The organism is Bartonella sp. AP150HLJHH (assembly GCF_042196385.1).
GTDB lineage: Bacteria > Pseudomonadota > Alphaproteobacteria > Rhizobiales > Rhizobiaceae > Bartonella.
The window spans coordinates 55,719-76,841 of sequence record NZ_JBHIQC010000010.1; the positions used below are offsets into that span (position 1 = coordinate 55,719).

11 protein-coding genes, 1 rRNA gene and 2 pseudogenes are annotated in these 21,123 nt (G+C 36.1%); 6 read left to right on the plus strand and 8 right to left on the minus strand.

The genetic code is table 11. From position 1 onward, the window contains the following. Positions 1-44 precede the first annotated feature (44 nt). From ACFING_RS05760 to ACFING_RS05775, 4 genes and pseudogenes are all read left to right on the plus strand, one after another. The gene (locus ACFING_RS05760) at positions 45-311 is read left to right on the plus strand and encodes an EexN family lipoprotein (protein ID WP_375630158.1); all 267 of its coding nucleotides are present in this window, start codon (positions 45-47) and stop codon (positions 309-311) included. A 3-nt stretch (positions 312-314) separates the two neighbouring features. Then, positions 315-527, plus strand: a complete 213-nt coding sequence (locus ACFING_RS05765; RefSeq protein WP_375621543.1) for an EexN family lipoprotein — start codon at positions 315-317, stop codon at positions 525-527. Between the two features lie 46 nt (positions 528-573). Then, a complete protein-coding gene (locus ACFING_RS05770; RefSeq protein ID WP_375621544.1) occupies positions 574-843 on the plus strand; it encodes an EexN family lipoprotein in 270 nt (89 codons plus the stop codon). Between the two features lie 3 nt (positions 844-846). Continuing rightward, positions 847-1,046, plus strand: a pseudogene (locus tag ACFING_RS05775) (EexN family lipoprotein); the annotation flags it as partial. 3,413 nt (positions 1,047-4,459) lie between these two features. On the opposite strand, the gene ACFING_RS05780 reads toward ACFING_RS05775, so the two are convergent. Then, positions 4,460-4,876 (minus strand): hypothetical protein, encoded by a 417-nt coding sequence (locus ACFING_RS05780; protein WP_375630159.1) that lies wholly within the window; start codon positions 4,874-4,876, stop codon positions 4,460-4,462. Between the two features lie 43 nt (positions 4,877-4,919). Here ACFING_RS05780 and ACFING_RS05785 point away from each other — a divergent pair, with 43 nt between their 5' ends. Further along, positions 4,920-5,324: a flagellar protein FlgN gene (locus ACFING_RS05785; protein WP_273790974.1), complete on the plus strand. Its 405-nt coding sequence runs from the start codon at positions 4,920-4,922 to the stop codon at positions 5,322-5,324. 408 nt (positions 5,325-5,732) lie between these two features. On the opposite strand, the gene rrf is transcribed toward ACFING_RS05785, so the two are convergent. The 6 genes from rrf to ACFING_RS05815 all read right to left on the minus strand — a co-directional run bounded on the left by rrf (position 5,733) and on the right by ACFING_RS05815 (position 17,908). After that, positions 5,733-5,847, minus strand: a 5S ribosomal RNA gene (gene rrf, locus ACFING_RS05790). A gap of 285 nt (positions 5,848-6,132) precedes the next feature. Continuing rightward, positions 6,133-6,477 carry a hypothetical protein gene (locus ACFING_RS05795; protein ID WP_375630160.1) on the minus strand — a complete coding sequence of 115 codons (345 nt, stop codon included), beginning with the start codon at positions 6,475-6,477 and terminating at the stop codon, positions 6,133-6,135. A gap of 722 nt (positions 6,478-7,199) precedes the next feature. After that, positions 7,200-10,340, minus strand: a complete 3,141-nt coding sequence (locus ACFING_RS05800) for an autotransporter outer membrane beta-barrel domain-containing protein (protein WP_375630161.1) — start codon at positions 10,338-10,340, stop codon at positions 7,200-7,202. 135 nt (positions 10,341-10,475) lie between these two features. Beyond that, on the minus strand, positions 10,476-12,266 hold the full coding sequence (locus ACFING_RS05805) for an autotransporter outer membrane beta-barrel domain-containing protein (RefSeq protein WP_375630162.1): 1,791 nt from the start codon (positions 12,264-12,266) through the stop codon (positions 10,476-10,478). A gap of 140 nt (positions 12,267-12,406) precedes the next feature. After that, complete coding sequence (locus ACFING_RS05810) at positions 12,407-14,755, minus strand: autotransporter outer membrane beta-barrel domain-containing protein (protein WP_375630163.1); 2,349 nt, start codon at positions 14,753-14,755, stop codon at positions 12,407-12,409. Positions 14,756-15,385: 630 nt separating this feature from the next. Further along, complete coding sequence (locus ACFING_RS05815) at positions 15,386-17,908, minus strand: autotransporter outer membrane beta-barrel domain-containing protein (protein ID WP_375630164.1); 2,523 nt, start codon at positions 17,906-17,908, stop codon at positions 15,386-15,388. Positions 17,909-20,264: 2,356 nt separating this feature from the next. Here ACFING_RS05815 and ACFING_RS05820 point away from each other — a divergent pair. Next, a pseudogene (locus ACFING_RS05820) lies at positions 20,265-20,859 on the plus strand (integrase arm-type DNA-binding domain-containing protein); the annotation flags it as partial. A 111-nt stretch (positions 20,860-20,970) separates the two neighbouring features. Here the strand turns inward: ACFING_RS05820 and ACFING_RS05825 are convergent. Beyond that, positions 20,971-21,123, minus strand: a 153-nt coding sequence (locus ACFING_RS05825; protein WP_375630165.1) for an autotransporter outer membrane beta-barrel domain-containing protein, incomplete at its 5' end; no start/stop codon positions are given.

The following is a 21,123-nucleotide window of genomic DNA, read 5'->3' on the forward strand; positions in this document are numbered from 1 at the left end:
TGTGTCCTAAACTTTGTAAATTTGAAAAAAGGGGAATTTTATTGATGAATAAAGCCATTATAACAGCGCTGCTGCTTTGCGTGGGACTTGTCGTTTCTGGTTGTGAAAAAACTTATAGCGTAGCAGAGTTTAAGAAAGATCCCCAATTACTCAATCAGTGGTTAGAGAAATGTTTTATTGCAGGAAGTTTTGATTCAAAAAATTGTAAAAACGCAGAACAAGCTGAATTAGAAACTCGTAAAAAATGGGGAATTTTTGGCTCTGGAAAGGACGACCAAGAAAAAACTGAAGATAAAAAGGAAGGGAATTAAATTATGAATAAAGTCATTATTACAGCATTGCTGCTTTGTACTGGACTTGCTGTTACTGGTTGTGAAAAAACTTATAGTGTAAAAGAATTTAAAACAAATGAAAAATTATACGAGGAATGGGCAAAGAAATGTGAGAACGATGATTCACCGCTCAAATCCTCTCAAAATTGTAAAAACCTTCGACAAGCATATGTAGAACTTTTTTTAAGGCCCTAAATTGTGTCCTAAACTTTGTAAATTTGAAAAAAGGGGAATTTTATTGATGAATAAAGCCATTATTACAGCATTGCTGGTTTGTACTGGACTTGTCGTTGCTGGTTGTGAAAAAACTTATAGCGTAGCGGAATTTAAGAAGGATCCCAAATTACTCGAGCAATGGGCAATGAAATGCATGATATCAGAGGATTTAGATTCTCAAAATTGTAAAAATGCAGATAAAGCGTATCGTGAAGTTCATGCCCGAGATTGGCCTGGTTCAAGCTTTGTACATGATGACGAGAAAAAAACTGAAGAGAAAAAGGAAGGGAATTAAATCATGAATAAAGTTATTATTACAGCATTGCTGCTTTGTACTGGACTTGTCGTTGCTGGTTGCGAAAAAACTACAGCGTAGCGGAATTTAAGAAAGATAAAATCTTACTTGAAGAGTGGGCAAAAAAATGTGAAAAGCTGGATCAATCTTCTATGGAGAAATCTAAAAATTGCCAACATGCCAGACAAGCATATATGGAACTTATGTTTGGCATTAATTAAAAACATACAGTTCAATAAATAAGGAATTGTTTAGTTCTTGATTCTATTGCGTTTTTAGGCTCTCTCTAACTTTTAGAGAGTCTTTTTATGGCTTCAAGAATTAGTTGTTTACGATCAGTACTCTTTGTGTAAACGTATGCTATACTGTCATTTGTTCAGCCCAAAAGTGTTTTTAATTGTAGATAGTATTGCCTCCCAATGAGTTGTTACGTGTTACTGCTAATTTTTTAATGTTTTGGTTACATGTATTTAAAATATGAGATTAAATCTATCTTTGGGGTGTTTTTTTGCGTTTATCACAAATAAATGTTTCATCACACTAAGATCGTCTTTAAGTGTTGCGGCTAATTTCGGAAAAATTAGGAGGAAACATTTGTTTGGAAATTACTTTCTCTGTTTTAATAAAGAGAAAAACATTCAGAATAGAATTATTATCGTTTCATACTCAAATGTTTTTCTCAAACTATTTTTAAAAAATTTCTTTTGATTTGAGAATATTATAACATTAGTTAAGTTGTGAGACAGTTTTGCTAGGACGGTTTTGCTGGATGTGTGAGGAATTGAGCGCTCTCCACATCTTTTCATTTTTCTCCTCTCTTTTCTGAGTTTACAAGGGTTTTCCTTGTTATTTTTTTATCTTAATTGTGTTGTGATATTATCATGTTGAGCGGTGGAGCGCATATAAAACTTTACGTATGAGGTGTTTTTTGTTCTCGAGTGTGTGATGAATGTTTTTCTGAATAACACTTTGATTTATAAAAATAATTTAATTATTTTATGTTGAATAAGGATCTCGAATAACGTAAGCTTCTCTTATTCCAAATCTGTTCTCGGTTGAATTAATTAAAACCATCTTCTTGCATGGTACAAGCGGGGAGAGCCGTGTGGATAAAAACTGTTGAAGAAAGACGTAAAAATGCCTCTTATGAATTATCTCAAGTGCTAAAGGTTTGTTGGCAACATTTGGGGCTGAAAAAGTGTGTGATGCTGCTGGTTTATTCTTTCATAAGGGTAAAGATGGTGTTCAATAGATTTATCATAAGCTTCATGAAATATTATTCTTTAGAGTTGTGATATGCCCTGAAGGGGGGAACTTACTCAATAAGGAGACAAATTATTTACAGATCGGATCTGATAGAAAATTTCGTTTTTTAAGCTGGGAGTGAAGTTGAGATTCAAGATAGCGTGAAAAGACGGACACTGATGGTTAAAAATGCATATAAAAAGCAGAGTTTATACTCAAATAGTTGCAAGCCATGTTTGAAATTAGGTGTGTGGTTTATCTGTAGAATTAAAATTCTGCTTTGCTCTTATGTGAAATTAAGATGCTCATTTGCACAGATTATAAAAAGCCAAAAGAGTATGCTTAGTATATTTCTATTACGAGAACTAAAATAACAACAAAAGTATTGATGGTGATAATCAAGGTTGAATAAAGCATAGCGGCTTTTACGAGATCAGCCATAAAAACCTCTTTCTGTTCTTTTTGAGGTGATTTTATGAATAACAATATGTTACAATCTGTAATATATGCTGATACAACATATTCGGCAAGCTTAAAATCGTTCCTTTTTTTATAAAAGCTTAAGGAGTTGGAGTATTGTGAATCCTAAAAAAGAAAGCTTTAAAAAGACTATTGATTGATTTTGTAAGTTTTGTGTTGCTGGAAACTTTTTTATCCTGTTATGCTATAAAGCACTGTCATTTATAACGGTAATATAAGACATATAAGTTTTCTTGGAACGTTTAAGTATTTTTTAGTGTACGATGAATATTCGTAGGTTTATTTGTTGAGCTTTTCGTTTAAGTGAATCAGATGAGGGGAAAGTTAGGAGAAGATCGTTTGACAAAAATTCGGACTGCGTACAGAGCCGATTGAGTTAAGATCTTAGTCCTTTAAGGTGAGCGGCGGAAGATAAAAATGTTTTCTGATCGTTTATCTCATAGCAAGATTGGTTAATGCTGCTCTAATGGGGCATGTTTTGCACAAAAGTAAAGAACGCTCCAAACGAAATATACTTATGTTGTATATTAGTATATTTGTATTGCATATTTATGTACTTGTTTTAAAGAAATATCTCTTAACGCACACGAAAGACATTTTACGATGACATTCGTAAATGTTATAACGGTAAATGTGAATAGTATAACAGTAAAGCTCTCGTGAAATAATATAAACTTTGAATAATATAAAAATCTATAAAATGCTATCATCTTTATACTTATGAAAGAGCAAGTCACAATCATCGTAGGCTTGCTTCCAATGTTTATTATAGTTCTTGGCATTTGCTAAGGTTCATGAGAAGTCTTTTTCTTTCAGCGTATTTTATCAACATATCAGAGCGTTGTTTGTGATGTGCAAGCAAGTGATTTTAATTTATTCAACATGGAATATATTTGAAATGTGATGATTATGAAAGAGAAGAGCTGCATTTAAAAGGTTGAAAACGAGAGAAAGATCGTAAACAAAAATTGTACCTTGATTATAAAATGATTGTTTCTCTGTTTTTATACCAGTAGCGCATGTAAAGTCGCGATATTAAGAGCAAACTGTGTTATGGAATGAAATAATCTGTAAGAAGATGCTGTGAAAATTCTGAAAATATCAATGGGGGGAGCGTTAAGCATTATGCATTGGATAATATTTTGATTTATAGATGATAATCTATCGTTATTCAACTTGAATTAGATCCCTTAATACTGGAAAATTTTTCATTCCAAATCTGTTTCGTGGTGAATTAACCAAAACAATGTCTTTTGCAGTTACAAGCAGGGAGCTCCCATGCGCAGAGAAATTGTATAAGAAAGGCCATGCTTTATGAACCGTCTCAAGTGCCAAGGGTATCAGAACATAAGGGGTTAGAAAAATATGTGATGGTGCTGGCTTGCTTCTTTTATTAAGCGTAAAGATGGAAAGTGCTCAATGGATTTTATACATGTCATGGAAGATTTATCATTATACCATTGATGGGCCGCGGTGCGAAATAGGCTTGGGTGTACTTAAGAGATATTTCTTTAAAACAAGCGCGTGAATATGCGATTGAAGACGTATCGAACTGATTGGCTAAGAAACTCTTGAAAAGGTTCAAAAAATCTTATATAGTCATTCATTGCAAAGAAAAGCGAATGATAATTTAAAAAAGGAAGATTGATGGCTGTTTAGCTATTTGAAGGTGTCTTTTTTTATATTGCTGTATGGCTGATCTGTTCAAAAGAACATTCTTTTTGTGTTTTATGCGAAATACTGCATGTGTGCAGAAAGAGCATGGGAGAGGGGGTGTCCTTTTGATTGGGTGCAAACTGATCTTGTCGGGCGCCATCTTATGGGGTGCTGGAAGGTATACAAGTTTAAGTGCAGAGAGAGCCATAAGGTTATGGAGGGTAAAGTGCTTCTATCAGTAAAATGCTGAAATTTTTAATGGGCTTACGTCTTTATATGCTGCAAGATAGGCTGCGGTTTTTTGTCGGCAGATATTTTTTGTGGCTGAAGTTGTCGTGAAAGCATTGTTATTTTCTGTTGAAGATGAGCTCGTGATAAAATCGGCAAAGATAAAATCGGCAAGGCGAAATAGACAGAGCAAATATGGAAGTTTCGATATTGCTGGAAGGTTTAAGTCTATAGCGTTTTTATGGATTAGTATAGCCGCAATGATGGTTTTGGAGCAAAGCAAGAAAAATATTTGAGAGAACGCGTTGAAAGTTGAAGTGGTATACGCTTTGAAGGATTGTCGTGCTGTTGTTTGAGCAATGTTTGCACCACGAGCTTGGTTGAGTGTATCAGCATTGAAGAGAACCTGTTTAGTCTCCCTCATTTGTAAAGTAAGATTGAACAATAGTGTTGAAGGGGAAGTAAAAATGTCTGTAGTGCAATATGGTGATGATAGTTTTGCGGCAAAAGCAAAAGTTCTTGATAACAACCTTATTGATCGTGATTGGGCGATGACAAAATTTGTTGCTGCTGTTAAAGGATTAGCTCAAGTTGTTGATTATGAAAGCAATATGCTAGAGAGCAGTGGTGTTCCAGATTACGAAGAAATAAATTTGCGTAAAATACGTGGTTTGCGTGATCTTAATAAATCCATGAGTGATGTGAAGCGCTATATGAATCAAGATATTGAGCATGAGGTTGAAAGTTTGTTGTCTGATTTACAAGAAAAATTACAGCGTAATAGTGAATTACTTCAAACACATTTAAATGCAGTTAATGATCTTTCTAGAGCTATACAGCTATCTGGACGTGCAAAAGAAATAGAGGAATAAATTCAAATCTGATTAATACGGGCTGTTCTAAGTCATGACAATGATTAGGTAGGGCAGTTGATTTGGATAAATAGTGCGTTTAGTGAGTAGACTTGTTTTAAGCGCATTTTGGTATTTAAATTATTATCCTGATGTACTGTAAAACGCTGTTCTTAAAACAATGTCTTTTAAGGTGTCGTGATGTGAACCGCATGCGGTGAGAAGCTGGCTAGAAGAGAATTCAGAGAAGGCGGATTATTTACAGAGAATTGTTTGCAGACTGAGTTAATAGGGAGCTTCATTTTTTAGTTTAGGGAGAGGCGCGATCAAGAGAATATTTAGACCAGCCTGTGATGCCTTAAAAACAGCTTCCTTGGGGGTGTGGTAATGTAAGGTTTATACATTGAGTCTTTTGCTTGCATTTAGCAGATCTGGCGGCGACTTACTCTTCCGTGCCTTAAGGCAAAGTACTATCAGCGCTGGAGTGTTTCACGGCCGAGTTCGGGATGGGATCTGGTGCGTTCACTCCGCCATAACCACCAAGTCAGCAAAAAGCATGAATGATGAAGAGTATGTGATGAATATTGCCTATAAGCTTCATGGAATATTGTCCTTTAAAGTGTGGTGATATGACGCGGTTCGTTGTTTAAATCTATAGGCTTGAGATAAAAATTAAAGCGGTTTATTATTTCCTTCTGCTGTTTTTAGTTTTTGTATGTCAGATTGGAGAGAGCATCCAGATCTGAGTGGATATAGTGCGTATATCTTTGTTGGCGTAATATTTGAAATGGGGAGGCAATCTCATTGGGAAAGAATAAAGAGGTAGAAATCAGCTTCCCTCTGTTCCGCCGTTCTTTAATTTAGCTTTATGTCTTTCAAAAGTATCTAAAGCACTATCTGTTAAATAATGAAGATTCCGCATTGTTTCACGCTTTTTTTTATTGTGTTTTTTACTGCGGGCATGTCCTTCATGCACGACAAAATACTCAAAATAGAATGGATTTGTTATTCCTAATTCACGGCCTTGTTTTAAAGAGATATCTAAGCTCTCAAGTCTATTTCGTGATGGTGTTTGTGGGGCGGCGCAACGACATCTTTGATGCAACGGTGCTTGTGAATGGTATAATAAGAAAGTTCCCGTGGAAATAATATAAAATCTATAGGGCGCGACCATCTTTATGCTTAATAAAAGAGCAAGTTGATATTGTTATATTTTTCAACACTGTCATATTCTTTGTTTGATCCCAATGTTGCTACAGCCCTTGGCACTTGATATAGTTCATTAGAGGCATTTTTAATCCTTTCTTAATAGTTTTTTATCCCTATGGCTCTTCCCCCTTGTCACTTGTAAGAGATATGGTTTTTGTTGATTCAACATGGAACAGGTCTAAAATGAAAGAATCTGACGATATTCTGGATTCTCATTTAACATGGAAAACAATTAATTGTCTTTATAAATCAATATCTTGTCTTATAATGGAGCTGCTGTAGCATTGAGATTTTAGAGGAAAAACATGCCTTTAAGAATTTATACCAGATACTAGTCTTTATAGTAGGTATATTAAATGTACATCATCTAAAATAAATAGAGTGTCCACAGCGAAGAAGGGGCTGACTTTTTTAAATCGGCATGAATGCTTATTCTGTTGTGCTGTAAAAACATCATCGCTTGAGGTGTGGTGATAATATAAGACATAAAATTTTATGCATGGGGTATTTTGATGAGAGAATGTTATGGTGTTTAGTTTTTTATTCAATATGCAAAAGAAATATTATAAGTCAAAATCTTTTTTGATGCGATAATGATTTTTGAGAATTTAAAAAAATATATAAATTTAAATAAAAAAGCAGCACTTTGTGCTGCCTTTTTTATTTAAGTTAAAATTAACTTCTGCTTTAGAAACGATAACGTATTCCGCCAGACAAATTGGTGCCCGATACACCGGATTTTTGCAGTTTTTGCCGATAGCTGATATCGGCGTTTAGTACGATATTTTGAGAAAGATATGCGTTCACCCCCATGCCTCCCTCAACTGAAGAGCCGGTAGGATCAACATGAAAGGTATCAGCAATTTTTATTGTTTTACCATCGCCAAAAGTTCTGATAACATTCATTTTACCATAGAAGGAAACAGCCTTGTTTTCTTCAACAGCCATTATCGTTTTTGTTAAACGTCCACCAAAACGGATCAACCATTGATGTGGATTGCCCATGTCTACTTTTAAGCCATTGGTATCTGAGAAAATATCAAACATGAGATTTTGATAAATGAATTGAGCTTGTGGTTCAAAGACAAGCCCTTTTGTATCGGTTGCTAATTTCTGACCAATGGTTGCAGATATATTAAGCATCTCGGTACCATCCAATTTTGCGGCATTCCCAACAAGAGCTGTGGTAATATTTCCTTTTAAGGTTCCGTAAGAAAGAAGAGCGTTGACATATATACCATTGCTATGCTGGATGCCGCTATAAGCGGTAAGTGACCATTTATCAAGCGTTGTCTTTTCAGAATCTTGCATCTCTTTTGGCGTAAAGGCAAGCTTTCCGTACGTTCCTAAAAGACCAAAATATGCGCTTATGTCTTTGCTTTCTAAGGCGGCTAATATGCCCCCTAATTGTAAGGCAGTATAGTTTACATCAGCACCATAACCATAGTGCAGTGGATCGCGGTTGGAAGATAGGGTGACCTTCTCGCCGTAGGAAGAGAAAAAGATACCATTCTTTATATTGTCTTTTGCCCCAAATACTGTTGTTCGCATATTGTCTAACAACGTGTTTTGATTGTTTACATCAGTAAATCCAGCAGAAAATAAAGTATTAGATATGGTTAAATAGTTTGCTACCTGTGGTAAAAGGGCTCGAACTTTTTTGTCTTTATCAATGTAGGCATTCTGTAAGCGGAAATCCCAGAAATCACTATTCTTCTTGCCAAAAAGATTTTGGCTCTCATGAGATGTTCCAGGCTTATAGCCTGTGAGTATATATTTATAAGGTTGTTTCCCTATTGTCATATAGTTTCCTGCTAACGTGAAGGAATTTTCGTTTGCTTGTCCGGAAACTTGAATGATTGAAATCCCATGTGTCCCTAAAGGAAGTGAAGCCATCGTCTCTTCCCAAACAGCAGAGCTATCGGTTTGGAGATTGATGTGAACAACAGTACTTCCTGAGACATCACCATTAATCACAATGCGATCAGTTTGTTGTTCCGTGATAGGAGAATGTTTATCCCATTGAGTGTTTACATAAATCTCTGCAAGACCCGCTGTACTATAAACCGCTGCTGTGTGAGTTGTTTCGTCTTCTTGCGAAAGATTAGGTCCTATAAACAGAGTTTGATAATGTCCCTCAATGGGCTTGTCAAACATAATGGCGCTGTTTGTAAGGTGCAATTCAGAAAGATTAGAGTATGATTTTTCATCAACACCAAACTGTCTATAGTCATTTAAAATATTATCATTATTTGTGGCATTTTTATTCGCCTTTACAAGCCATTTCGTCCTCTCTTTTAGATCAAAAACTGTTCTATTATCTTTAGAAGTTCTTACCCGACCTTCTAAAGAAGAGTGGTCTGCAACTAATGTAATGGTGTTTGTGGAGGCACTTTCGTTCTTGATATTTTTTAATAAAATATCGGCATGAACTTCTGAATTTTTAAGGTTGACTTTCCCGTTTACGCCTGTTCCATAAAGGTTGATACCGCTACCATGTTCAACGAAAAGCTTTGTATTCTCTAGGGTTACTTTATCAGCAATATTGGCTACATCTTGTTCTTGAACGGCATTGGTGTTCCTTTCAGCATTGCGTGTATATCGTTTTCTAGGGGCATTATACGGATTGTTGCGGAAAATAATACCGTCTGCTTCATAATTTCCCGTGACATGGACGCTTGAATCCTTAAGTTTGATTGTGCCCTCCATGTTTACCAAACCAGCTGTTTCTGCTGTTACAGTAATGCCTGTAGCATCAATTTCTCCACCATCTGATACACTTAGTGCAACAAAACGCGCATCAACTGTTCCCCCTATCATGTTGACTTTTGAATTATTTCCCTCTGCATGTACAGCAAAACCATTGTCTTGAATTTTTTTGTTATGTAGCGTTATGGTCTTACCGTTTTTAGCTTCAACTCCAGCGCTTATATCCTCAATTTGTGTAGACTTTTCAGGTTGTTTTATTGGTGATATTGATTTTTCAATCTCTGATTTTTCAGATATTTTTTGTGCAGATGAAGATTGCACTGGCGCTGGTTTTGCAGAGCTTGGTGGTACCAGTAATGCTGGTTTTTCAGTTTCTACTCTTAAAGATATTGGCTGTGCGAGTTCTGGTTCATTAGATGTTGGTATTTGCTCTGTTGTTGGTTTTGTAGGTTCCGTTCTTGTAGGTTCAGACTTTGTAAGTGCTGGTTGTAAATTCGGTGAAGGTTGTGTAGGTTCTGGCTGTGAAGACACAGCAGAATTCGATAGTGTTTTTTCGCTGGAAGAGTCTGCAGAAGAGGAGGGCGCCCCTGAACGTCTTCTAGATTTTGCTTCCATTCCTGTTGTTGAAGATTGTATAATAGGAGTGTTTTGTGTTGTAGGGTTAGATTGTACACCTTCTGTAACTTTAGTCTTTGGTGTTTGTGTACCTCCTTGACTAAGATCAGAGTTTTGTTTTGAAGAAGAAATTATATTTCCAGCTGAATTTCCTTCAAGTTGTGTTTTGGGAGGTAGAGTGCTTGTAGAAGTAGGCGTTGTAAGTTTACTTCCTGTAGAAATGGGGCTTACGCTCGTTCTTGTGGAGCTAGGTGCTGTAGGGGGAAGGAGGCCATTAGGGGTTGAAGATGGATATGATGGCATAATTCGCCCGATTCCATCATATGGATCTTTATACGGATCAAAAACTCCGGATAGATTTATTTGTGACTTGACACGAACAGGTTGTAGAGAAGAAGAATCTATCGTTGTTGATGGATTTGTACTATGAATAGCATAAGACAAACCGCTGGAAGAATAAAACAGAACTCCGGAAACTGTGTATAGTAAGAAGCTTTTTTTCATATGGATGTATTCCTAAAATATTTCCCCCTCTCTCATAAAAAGTAAAACTTTGACCTCATTATGTCTCTTTTGTAAGAGACAAAACGAAACATAATGAGATCTCTTCATATTTCAAGATAAGGAATACAAGTATTTTTAAAAGTGATAGCGCATTCCAGCGGAAATATTTATTGCAGAGATGCCAGCTTTTTTGAATTTATGTTGATAGCTGAGATCACTATGAAGCTGAATATTTTGTGATAAGTGTGTGTGAATACCAAAACCACCTTCGATTAAAGATCCCATAGCTGCAAGCTGAAAATTTTTACTAAAAGTTTTGATCATGTTCAGTTTGCCGTAGAAAGAAACAGCATGTCCTTTGTTTTGCGTTAAACGTCCGCCAATACGGAGCAGCCATTGATAAGGATTACTTATGTCTATTTTAGAGTTATCGTCATCTGAGAAAGGGCTCCTATCTGATAAAGAACCAAGCATGAGACGTTGATAAACAAGTTGTGCTTGCGGTTCTAGGATTACACCTTCCAAACTGGTTGACAGTTTTTGACCAACAGTTGCAGCGGCTCCTAATGTTTTACTATTCTTCACTTTTGAGGTATGTTTGATGAGAGCTGTAGCGTGATTTTCTTTGAAAATTCCATAAGAGAGAAATGCACTTGCATAGATGCCACTGTCATGCTGAATATTTCCATATGCGGTGAGTGACCATTTATCAAACATATTTTTTTGAAAGCTCTCCTTGTTTTTAGGAGTAAAAGATAATTTCCCATATGTTCCGAAAAGACCAAAGTTGCTGCTGATATTTTGATCTTTTAGCGCTATTAGTGTTGCTCCTGCTTGCAATGCAGCATAGTGAATATCTGCTTGAACACCATCTTGTTCTGCTTGAACCTTAGAAGAAAAGGTGCTTTTATTGCCATAAGAGGATAAGAAAACGCCTCTTTCTGGATGATCTTTGGGCTCAAACATTGTTATTTGCATATTGTCTAACAAGATATTTTGATTGTTGACATCACTAAACCCAACAGCAAACATCGCGATAGGCATGACTAAAGAGCTTTCTTCTTGTGGTGTAAGAGTTGTGCTTTTTGCTGTTCCATCAAGAGAAGTAGAAGCTGCGGTTGCTTTATCATCATCTGTAAGTTTAGAGGTGCTCTCTGTCGCAGCGCTAGCAGTATTTCCAACCTTTGGGAGCAAATTCATATGCGCTTTTGCTGATGTATTAAGAGTTGTTTTTGATTCCGAGGAAGTGGTGTTTGTTTGGGGATCAATATCAGATTGCGAATTTTCATTTATTTTAGGCTGTCTCATTCCATGATCTGTTCTTGTGAATGAATTGTCCTTGTGTTGGGCAACAACATGAGCGGGTGGTAATTTATCACTAGCGCGTCTTTGTTTTGTACTGGAGTCAATAAGAGGTTGTTTATTCTTTTCAGATGCAGGAGGGGATGTTTTTTCTTTTCTCTCCACGTTGGTTATTCCATTATTGTTCAAAGTCTCTAATACTGCTTTGCGTAAAGTATTGGAAAGTTCCTTGTTTTGTCCTTGTAAAGCACTATCCACTTGTGCTGCTTTATGTAATATTTCTGCTTTATTTTGCAGTTCAGACCAATTACGATTGTCTTGGCTCACCCATTCTTGGCGTGCAGCATTAACACGCTGTTGGTTATCGGCATCAAGTGCTTGGTTGAAGTGCGAATGATCTTCCATCATGGCGCCAGAGGCTATCTTTTCAAGATTTTTTTCTGCTTGTGTTGGTGTGTTTATTAAATCAATGGCATGGCGATATTGTTCAGGTAATTTCATAATCCCTTCAATGGCATGGCGTTCCTGGGGGCTTAGAGCAGAGGCGGTGCTGGTAGATGTGAAGTTAAAAGAAGAAAAAAATAAAGCACAAGCGGCTGTACATAACAAAAGATTCTTATGCATAAAGATGTTCCTTAAGATATTTTCTTTGTTTTGCTAAAAATGAACCACTTTTTGACACATTACGGTTTTTTGTAATGTAGTTAAGCAGCACTGTTTTCATCTCAGCGCTGCTTATGCGTCAAAATAGAGAGCTAAGATTTCTAAAAGCGATAACGCATTCCTCCGGAAAAATTAATTCCAGAGAACCCAGCTTTTTGAAGTTTATGTTGGTAATTAACGTCAGCATGAAGTGCGATATTTTTAGAAAGCTGCGCGTTAATGCCAAGCCCACCTTCAAGGGAAGAACCCATAGAATCGAGATGGAAAGATTCCATAACATGGATAGCACGCTTCTCACCAAAAGCTTTGATGACATTCAATTTACCATAAAAAGAAAGAACACGATCTTTTTCAATAGGAAGTATTGTTTTTGTTAAACGCCCTCCAATACGGACCAACCATTGATGAGGGGTCTTTATATTAACTTGGAAGCCATCAATATCTGAAAGAGTGCCAAAGGCAATATGTTGATAAATAAGTTGTGCTTGTGGTTCAAAGGACACCCCTTCAACACCAGTTGCTAGTTTTTGTCCAACGGTAGCTGATATATTTAATGTATCCGTATTGTTTAATTCTGTGGTGTTGCCGATAAGGGCTGTTGTAATATGTCCGTTTAAAATGCCGTAGGAGAAAAGTGCATTAATATAGAGACCATTGTCATGGTGGAGATTCCCATATGCCGTAAAGGACCATTTATCCAGTATGCTTTTGTCAGAACCTTCCATGTCCTTTGGCGTAAAAGCGAGCTTTCCATATGTGCCTAAAAGACCAAGATTCGCGGTTATATTTTGATTTTCTAACGTTGTTAATGTCATGCCTGCTTGTATAGCAGCATAGTGAACATTAGCACCATAACCATATTCCAATGGACTACGGCTGGAAGATAACGTCATCTTGTTGCCATAAGTCGATAAAAATATCCCTTTTTGTTTATGACCTTCTAATCCAAAAACTGTTGAGTGCATATTATCTAACAGTGTATTTTGATTGTTTATATCAGCCAAGCCAGAGGAGAATATTGCATTATGCATAACCAAATAGCTTGCCATTTGAGGAACAAGAGCTTTGATTTTTCCTTCATCATCAAGAGTCGCATTTTGTAGACGGAAATCCCAAAACTCTTCACTTTCTTGCAAAAGACTTTGCTGTTTGTCAGCTCTCCCACGGCTGGATGTTGGTCCATAGCCATTTAATACATATTTATAGGGCAATCCATCCATTGTAGTGTAGCCATTTGCCAGCATGAAGGCGGCTTCCTCTGCTTTTCCAGACACCTGAACAAGTGAGAGACCACGCGCATTCAAAGGAATTGAAACTTCATCATTATCGAATGGTTCTGCACGCTTTGAAAGATTGTTGAAATAGATCGTTGTGGTGCCTGAGACATTACCATGAACGAGAACACGGTCAGTTTTTTGTTGTTCTTTTATAAGACCATTACTCCATTCGGTATTAAAGTAAATTCTTGCGTTGCCCAATGCATTGTAAACCGTTGTTGCATCGAAGCTTCTGTTTTGCTCTGCTTTTGCAGCTTCAGCTGTTGGCTGTTTTCCCACATGCAAGGTTTGATACTGATTGTCTGCTAGTTTATGCGGCGCATTAAATATAATAGAGCTATTATTAAGGTTCAATACTGAGACAATAGACTGTGCACGTTGTTTAATATCAGTGAGCAAGTATCCTTTAGAGCTGTCAAATTCTTTGTCTACTTCAAATTGACTAATCTTTAGGGACCACTTGCTGTTATTGTTGAGAGTAAAAATCGTTGTATTTTGAGGTAAAGTCTTTGCTCGTCCTTCTATAATCGAATTGTCAGCGCTTAATATAAAAGTGCGAGGATCGATATCTTTTGAGTTTTCTGGGATTTTATTTTTTAATAATATATCAGAACGAATTTCTGAACTTTTAAGTTCTACCTCAGCAACAGATTTTGCATAATCTGGTCCTAGAATACCAATACCATTTTCAACAAGAAGTTTTGTGTTGGTAAGAATTGCTTTATTGATAACTTTTTCGCCCTCTTTTACTTGGGAACTTGGGATGTAATCAAAAAGGATACCACGACTTTTGTGATGTCCGGAAACATTTATGATTGAATCTTCAATATGGATGATGCCGTTTGAAATTTCTAAACCACGAGAATTTGATTTTCCTACAGTTTTTTTAGCATGAATACGTCCACCTGTTGTTGCGGTAAATAAATTTGAGTCTGAACGCATTGTTGAATTTGTAATGGTGATAAAGGCTTTGTCATCAGCAACCACTGTTGTATATGCGCTGCGGATAAAAACGTTATTAAAGGTTTTTTCTTCTCCTGCTTTATCCGCACGAGCCATAACCATTGTAGGAGCTGATGTATTTGCATAAGTTGAACCGAAATGAGAAAAAATCAAAGTTCCAGCAATTGTACATAACAAAAAATTTTTCTTATAAATATATTTCTTACACATAGATATGCCTTTAGTATTTGGTATGCTTTGATGCTTACTTCATTCCCCTGATGGCGCAAGTACCTAGACAGTTTCTATATCATTATGTTTTTATTGTAAACAACAAAACGAAATATTGCGTCTTGTTCTTTATCGTTTAAAAAATGATTTTAGAAGAGTTTTTAAAATAGAAATTGCAGTGAGCAACTATGAATTGCAGAAAAGCTAGATTGATCAGTATTCCGTTTAAAAGTGTTAAGAAACAAAATATTTTGCAAGGATGTTTGTTGCTTAAGGCTGTTGTTATGAAAACTCTACAAAGTTTTTGGAGAAGCTGTTGTTGTGCGCTTACAAAAAGCTTTTAATTGATTTTCTTACACAGAGAATTATTTATTACGTGTTTTAAAATACAAAAATTTTATTAAAAGCATTTGATTTTTATAAATCAAAAAGGCAGCTCTCTTGAGAATTCAGTATTCATTTAGAGATAACAGATTTTGTTACATTTGGTTTGAGTGAGATTAATTGGCTCAAGAAAGGTGGTAGAAAGAATAGTTGTTAACGGTTCTTTCCGATAGATTGTAAAAAGGCAGTACATTTGCACTGCCTTTTATTAAAATGAATAGAATATAAATTGTTTTTTGCGTTTTCTTAAAACTGATAGCGTATTCCGCCTGAAAAGCTTGCTCCGGATATACCAGTTTTTTGAAGCTTATATTGATAGTTAACATCAGCATAAAGTGCGATATTTTGTGATAATTGTGCATTTACACCAAGTCCACCTTCAACAGACGCTCCTATAGAATCAAGGTGGAATGGTTCACCAATCTGTATCGTACCATTGTTAGAAAAAGCTTTAACAACGTTTAGTTTACCATAGAAAGAAAGAATACCGCCGTTTTCAATAGAAGGCTTCGTTTGCGTTAAGCGTCCACCGACACGCACTAAGTATTGATAAGGATTTCCCATATCCACATCAAAGCCATCGACATCTGAGAGTGTGCCAAGCATGAGGCGTTGATAAACAAGTTGTGCTTGTGGTTCAAAGACCAATCCTTTCCTACTGGTTTCGAACTTTTGTCCAATGGTTGCTGATGCACTGAATGTATCAGCATTTTTCAACTCTGCAGTCTTTCCTATGAGAGCTGTGGTGATATCTCCCTTGAGCATTCCATAGGAGAAGAGTGCATGGATGTATATCCCATTATTATGGCGCAGCCCACTATATGCAGTAATTGACCATTTATTGAGTGTACTCTTGTCAGCACCTTCCATGTCTTTAGGGGTGAAAGCTAATTTCCCATATGTCCCCAAAAGACCGAAATTGGCGGTCATATTTTGATCTTCTAGAGCTGCTAATGTAATGCCTGCCTGTAAAGCTGCATAGTGAATATCGGCACCATAGCCATATTGTAATGGCGTACGGTGAGAGGATAATGTCATCTTATTTCCATAAGTCGAGAAGAAGACTCCTTTGTTTTTATGATCTTTTGTCTCAAAGGTGTTTTCCTGCATCGAGTTGAGTAAAGTGTTTTGATTGTTTATATCAGCCAGTCCAGCTGAGAATAGTGCGTTAGGCATGGACAAATAGCTTGCCACTTGAGGAACGAGAGCTCTGATCTTTCCTTCATTATCGAGAGTCGCATTTTGCAAGCGAAAATCCCAGAAATTCTGATTTTTTTCCAAGATGTTTTGTGCGTTGTTTGCTTGTCCAAGGGATGATGAACCGGTATTTTGCGCTTCTTTCTCTTTTGGTGAAACACCTTCAATCATTGTTCCTGATGCTGATATCGTGTAGATTGTGTAGTCTTTGAGGGTATTTTCTTTTGATTCTTGTGATATTCCGCTAAAATGACTTTGTGTGCTATCGGCTGTCCCATGGCTGGATGTTGGACCATAGGCTTTGAGTATATATTTATAGGGCAATCCCCCCATTGTGGTGTAGCCGTGTGCAAGTTTGAAGGAATCTTCATTTGCATTTCCAGAAACTTGAATGAGTGAAAGACCACGCATATTCGAAGACACAGAATCTTCAGCTTTTAATATCTCACCTTTCGCAAGGTTCTTGATATGGACTGTTGTGCTGCCTGATACATCACCATGTATAAGGAGGCGGTCAGCTTTTTGCTGTTCTTTTACTAGACCATCACTCCATTCAATATTAAAATAAATTTTTGCATCGCCTGTGGCATTGTAAACTGTATTATAAGTGCTTTCTATATCGGGGATTGTACTTCCCTGAGGTCTACGAACCTCAGCTGTTCGCCCTACATACAAGGTATGATAATGATCTTTTTCCCGCCCTTGTGGTGTCTTAAATATGATAGAACTATTATTAAGATTCAGTACTGAAACGGTAGAAAGGGCTCGTTGTTTAATATCACTGAGCTCATAGTTAAACACATTAAAGTCAGTATCGACTTCCTCTTGAGAGGTCTTTAAGTACCATTTGCTTTTGTTATTCAGAGTCAAAACCGTTGTATTGACTTTTAAAGTTCTTGCTCGTCCCTCTATTGTTGAATTATCAGCGGTTAATGCTAAAGTTACAGGAAGAGTATCGTTGTCATAATATTTACGTTTCGTTTTATTTCTCAATAATACGTCAGATCGAATTTCTGAGTCTTTAAGTTGAATTTCAGCAACGGCTCTTGAGCAGTAGGGACCAAGAATACCGGTACCGTTTTTCACAAGAAGTTTTGTATTGCTAAGAACAATCTTATTGACAACTTTTTCTCCACTTTTCAGTGAAGAATCTTTTGTTTCATAAAAAACGATACCACCGGCACCTCCTCGTTGGACGGTTATGGTTGAATCTTCAACGTTGATTATACCATTCTTTGTTTCTAAACCTTTGTACACTGTATTTGCTTTAATTTCTTTAGCATGAATGCGTCCACCTGCTGATACAGAAAGTGCAGACATTTCCGTGTGTATTGTTGATTTTACAATTGTGATAGCTGCTTTATCATGCGCTAATATTCCAGGTCCTTTATCGCGGACAAGAACATTATTTAAAGTCTTTTCTTCTCCCTTATTTAATTCAATCTTCCCCAAAATTCCAGGAGTTTCAGGAGCTGATGTATTTGCATAAGTTGAACCGAAATGAGAAAAAATCAAAGTTCCAGCAATTGTACATAACAAAAAATTTTTCTTATAAATATATTTCTTACACATAGATATGCCTTTAGTATTTGGTATGCTTTGATGCTTACTTCATTCCCCTGATGGCGCAAGTACCCAGACAGTTTCTATATCATTATGTTTTTATTGTAAATAACAAAACGAATTATATTGATGGTGTTCTCTATGATTTGAAGTTTTGCTTCAGAAAAACTTTTTTCATGATCATAAAAAGTCGAGAAAAGTGGATTTCATAAAACCTAGCTTGGTTAAGCTTATGCTAAAAGCACTATGAAGTATGATATTTAAAAATTGTCTATTAAAGATAATCGCTATAAAAGCTCTATAGCGTTGAGATGTATTATTTGATGCATTCACCAAAACGATCAGCAAATTTTTTCTGCTATAAGAAGAAGAGATGAGGGGGCTATTCACAGGTTTTCTTTAAAGATAAGGGTACCAAAGTCCATTTTTCTAAGGAAGCACAGCCCATTTCGCGACGGTGTTCATGAATGCTATAACGCTAAAGCCATAGAATCCCATCATATTTACGCTTACGAAGGAGCAAGCCGATACCTTTACGCTTAATAAAAGAGCAAGCCCGTCACACATTTTGCTAGCTCCCAATATTTGTGATAAGCCCTTGGCACTTGAGACAGTTCATGAGAGGAATTCTCAGGCTTTTCTTATATAACTTTGCTTCACACGCCAGCCCTGCTTGTAATGTGTAAGTGAATGATTTTGATTAGTTCAACATGGAACAGATTTTAAATGAGAGAAATTTACGATATTCAAGATTTTAATTCAATAGGAATAACGCTAAATTATCATTATAAATCAATATTTTGAATATTTCATTTAAAACATCTTTTATTGATACAAAAAGAACTTTATTGAGTTATTTCATTTTATAAATGAAAAAACTAGCTTTCTTGAGCGTTTTGTATGTGAAAGATAAAGCGCTTGTTGTTAGATTTTCTTTTCATGCATTAATTTTCTCAAAACTGTTTGTTTAGAAGAACCAGCAATGGAAGTGTAAAGAAATCTTTATAGATAGCGACAACACATCGTAAAGAAAGAAATTATTTTATTGCTATAATAGATTGTAAATAACAAAAAAATACAGTCCGTTTTTTTGTTAATAGTAAACGGATTAATATGCTTATTTTTTTATAATTTTATATTAAAATTGGTAGCGTATTCTATCAGAAAAACTTGTCTCGGCTACACGTCTTTTAAAAAATTTTTGATAGTTTACATCAATATAGAGAGTTAAATTGTGAGATAATTGTGTATTGTGCTAAACGCACCTTTAACGGCAGAATCTATCGGATTAAGGTGAAAATGAATACCAATCTGTTTAGTATCATTAATATCAAAGTTTTTTAAGGAAGTTCACTTTCTCATACAAGGATGGGGTACGGTCTTCTACGGTCCTAACAATAGTTTTTGTTAGATACCTACTTATCCGGACTAACTGGGGAGGCTGTCTGATTTAATTTTAAGATTATCAATATGTTAAAAGTCGTTAAAAATCAAATCATTAGCATACAAATCATGTTTGTGGTTCAAACGGTTAGTTCTCTGACTATTTTTTGCAAATTTTTGACAAATGATTGTTGAGGCAATTAACATTTTTACAGCATAACTTTAATAGTATTTTTATAGAAGTTTTAGAGATATTTGCTGTCCAGATATCATAAGGGAAGAGTGTAGCCATATGAAAACACTGTTATGCTCTTATATTATAAGCTATGATTGATTATTTATCCGATATGTTTTTTTTCATTTTCTATATCCTTTGGAATGAATGAGAGTGGCTGTAGGTTTCCTATCTGTTTTAAATGTGCAGTGGTTAACTTTTCATTTTTCTAATATCATCTTTGCTTGGATAGCTCCATGGTGCATATTAGCACCATATCTACCTTCAAAGAGGAGCATAATTGAACGGTAAAGTTGTTGTACTTCCATAAGTGAAAAAGCAAGAAATCTTCTATTTTTTAAGATTTATTCTTAATGCTATTATCTTTATATTATCTAAAAATACACTTTGCTTAGCTTTATGGGCAAATTCGATGATGAATAGCTGCGCAATCCGTGTGAAGAGGAGGAAAAGTGTATTTAAGTAGAAAAGAAAACACTTCAGGAAAAAATCGATTTCATGTACGAAAAGGCAGCATACTTTGTGACATATTCTAGATAAAAATACCTTATCTTTTATCTTGATAAAATGGTATAATATGCTGATTTATAATGATAATTTAGCGTTGATTTCATTGAGTTAGAGTTCTGAATAACGTAAGATTCTCTCATTTGAAACCTGTTTGTCTTAAATCAAGAAAAACCATTCTCTTGCACACCACAAGCGGGGCTGGCGTGTGGGTAAAAAATGTATAAGAAAGGACTAAAAATGGCTCTTATGAATCGTCTCAAGAGCCAAGGGCTTTAGCAACACCCACGAGCTGGAAAATATAATGATGGTGCCGGCTTGCTCCTTCACAAACGTAAAGATGGGGGTGCTCAATGGCTTTATCGTTATACCATTCATGGGCGCTGTCGCTAAATGGACTTGGGTGCTTTGAGAGATGTCTCTTTAAAACAAGCTCGTGAATTGGCACCCCTCCCAATAGCACTCTGTTCTTCGTGATGGTCATGATCCCATTAAAGAACGTGAGAAACGAAAACGTGAGGCAATGCGTAATCTCCATTATTTAAAAGACATTGCCTTAGATGCTTTTGAAAGTTGTAAAGCTGAATTAAAAAATGATGGTAAAGATGGAAACTGGTTTTCACCTTTAAAACTCCATATTCTCCTCAAATTAGGCTGTCTGCCTATTTCAGAGATTACACAAACAGAAATACGCAATATCCTCGCTTCCATCTGTCATACAAAAGCTGGAGCTGCTAATACAGCACTGATGCGACTCAAGCTTTGTTTTAAACAGCTGCGGCGTTGGGCGTGGATGTTGATTTTACAGGCAGTAGAAAAAGCAAGGGCTCTCTTAAGGAGGGATAGTGTAGTGTTATTAGGATTTATAAAGCGAAAAGGCAGCATATTGTGGCTGCCTTTTTTGTTAATGCATAGAAAAGAAATACGCTGTTTTGACAGTTTTGTTTTAAAACTGATAGCGTATTCCTCCTGAAAAGCTTGCACCACTTATACCAGTTTTCTGAAGCTTTTGTTGATAACTTACATCACCATGAAGGGAGAAATTGTGAGACAGTTGCGCATTGATGCCAACGCCGCCTTCAATTGCAGGTCCCATAGG

What these genes read in the sequence shown, in the direction of transcription:
- ACFING_RS05760 (WP_375630158.1), top strand. Translation starts at nt 45, where the DNA reads ATGAATAAAGCCATTATAACAGCGCTGCTGCTTTGCGTGGGACTTGTC.
- ACFING_RS05765 (WP_375621543.1), top strand. Translation starts at nt 315, where the DNA reads ATGAATAAAGTCATTATTACAGCATTGCTGCTTTGTACTGGACTTGCT.
- ACFING_RS05770 (WP_375621544.1), top strand. Translation starts at nt 574, where the DNA reads ATGAATAAAGCCATTATTACAGCATTGCTGGTTTGTACTGGACTTGTC.
- ACFING_RS05780 (WP_375630159.1), bottom strand. Translation starts at nt 4,876, where the DNA reads ATGAGGGAGACTAAACAGGTTCTCTTCAATGCTGATACACTCAACCAA.
- ACFING_RS05785 (WP_273790974.1), top strand. Translation starts at nt 4,920, where the DNA reads ATGTCTGTAGTGCAATATGGTGATGATAGTTTTGCGGCAAAAGCAAAA.
- ACFING_RS05795 (WP_375630160.1), bottom strand. Translation starts at nt 6,477, where the DNA reads ATGGTCGCGCCCTATAGATTTTATATTATTTCCACGGGAACTTTCTTA.
- ACFING_RS05800 (WP_375630161.1), bottom strand. Translation starts at nt 10,340, where the DNA reads ATGAAAAAAAGCTTCTTACTATACACAGTTTCCGGAGTTCTGTTTTAT.
- ACFING_RS05805 (WP_375630162.1), bottom strand. Translation starts at nt 12,266, where the DNA reads ATGCATAAGAATCTTTTGTTATGTACAGCCGCTTGTGCTTTATTTTTT.
- ACFING_RS05810 (WP_375630163.1), bottom strand. Translation starts at nt 14,755, where the DNA reads ATGTGTAAGAAATATATTTATAAGAAAAATTTTTTGTTATGTACAATT.
- ACFING_RS05815 (WP_375630164.1), bottom strand. Translation starts at nt 17,908, where the DNA reads ATGTGTAAGAAATATATTTATAAGAAAAATTTTTTGTTATGTACAATT.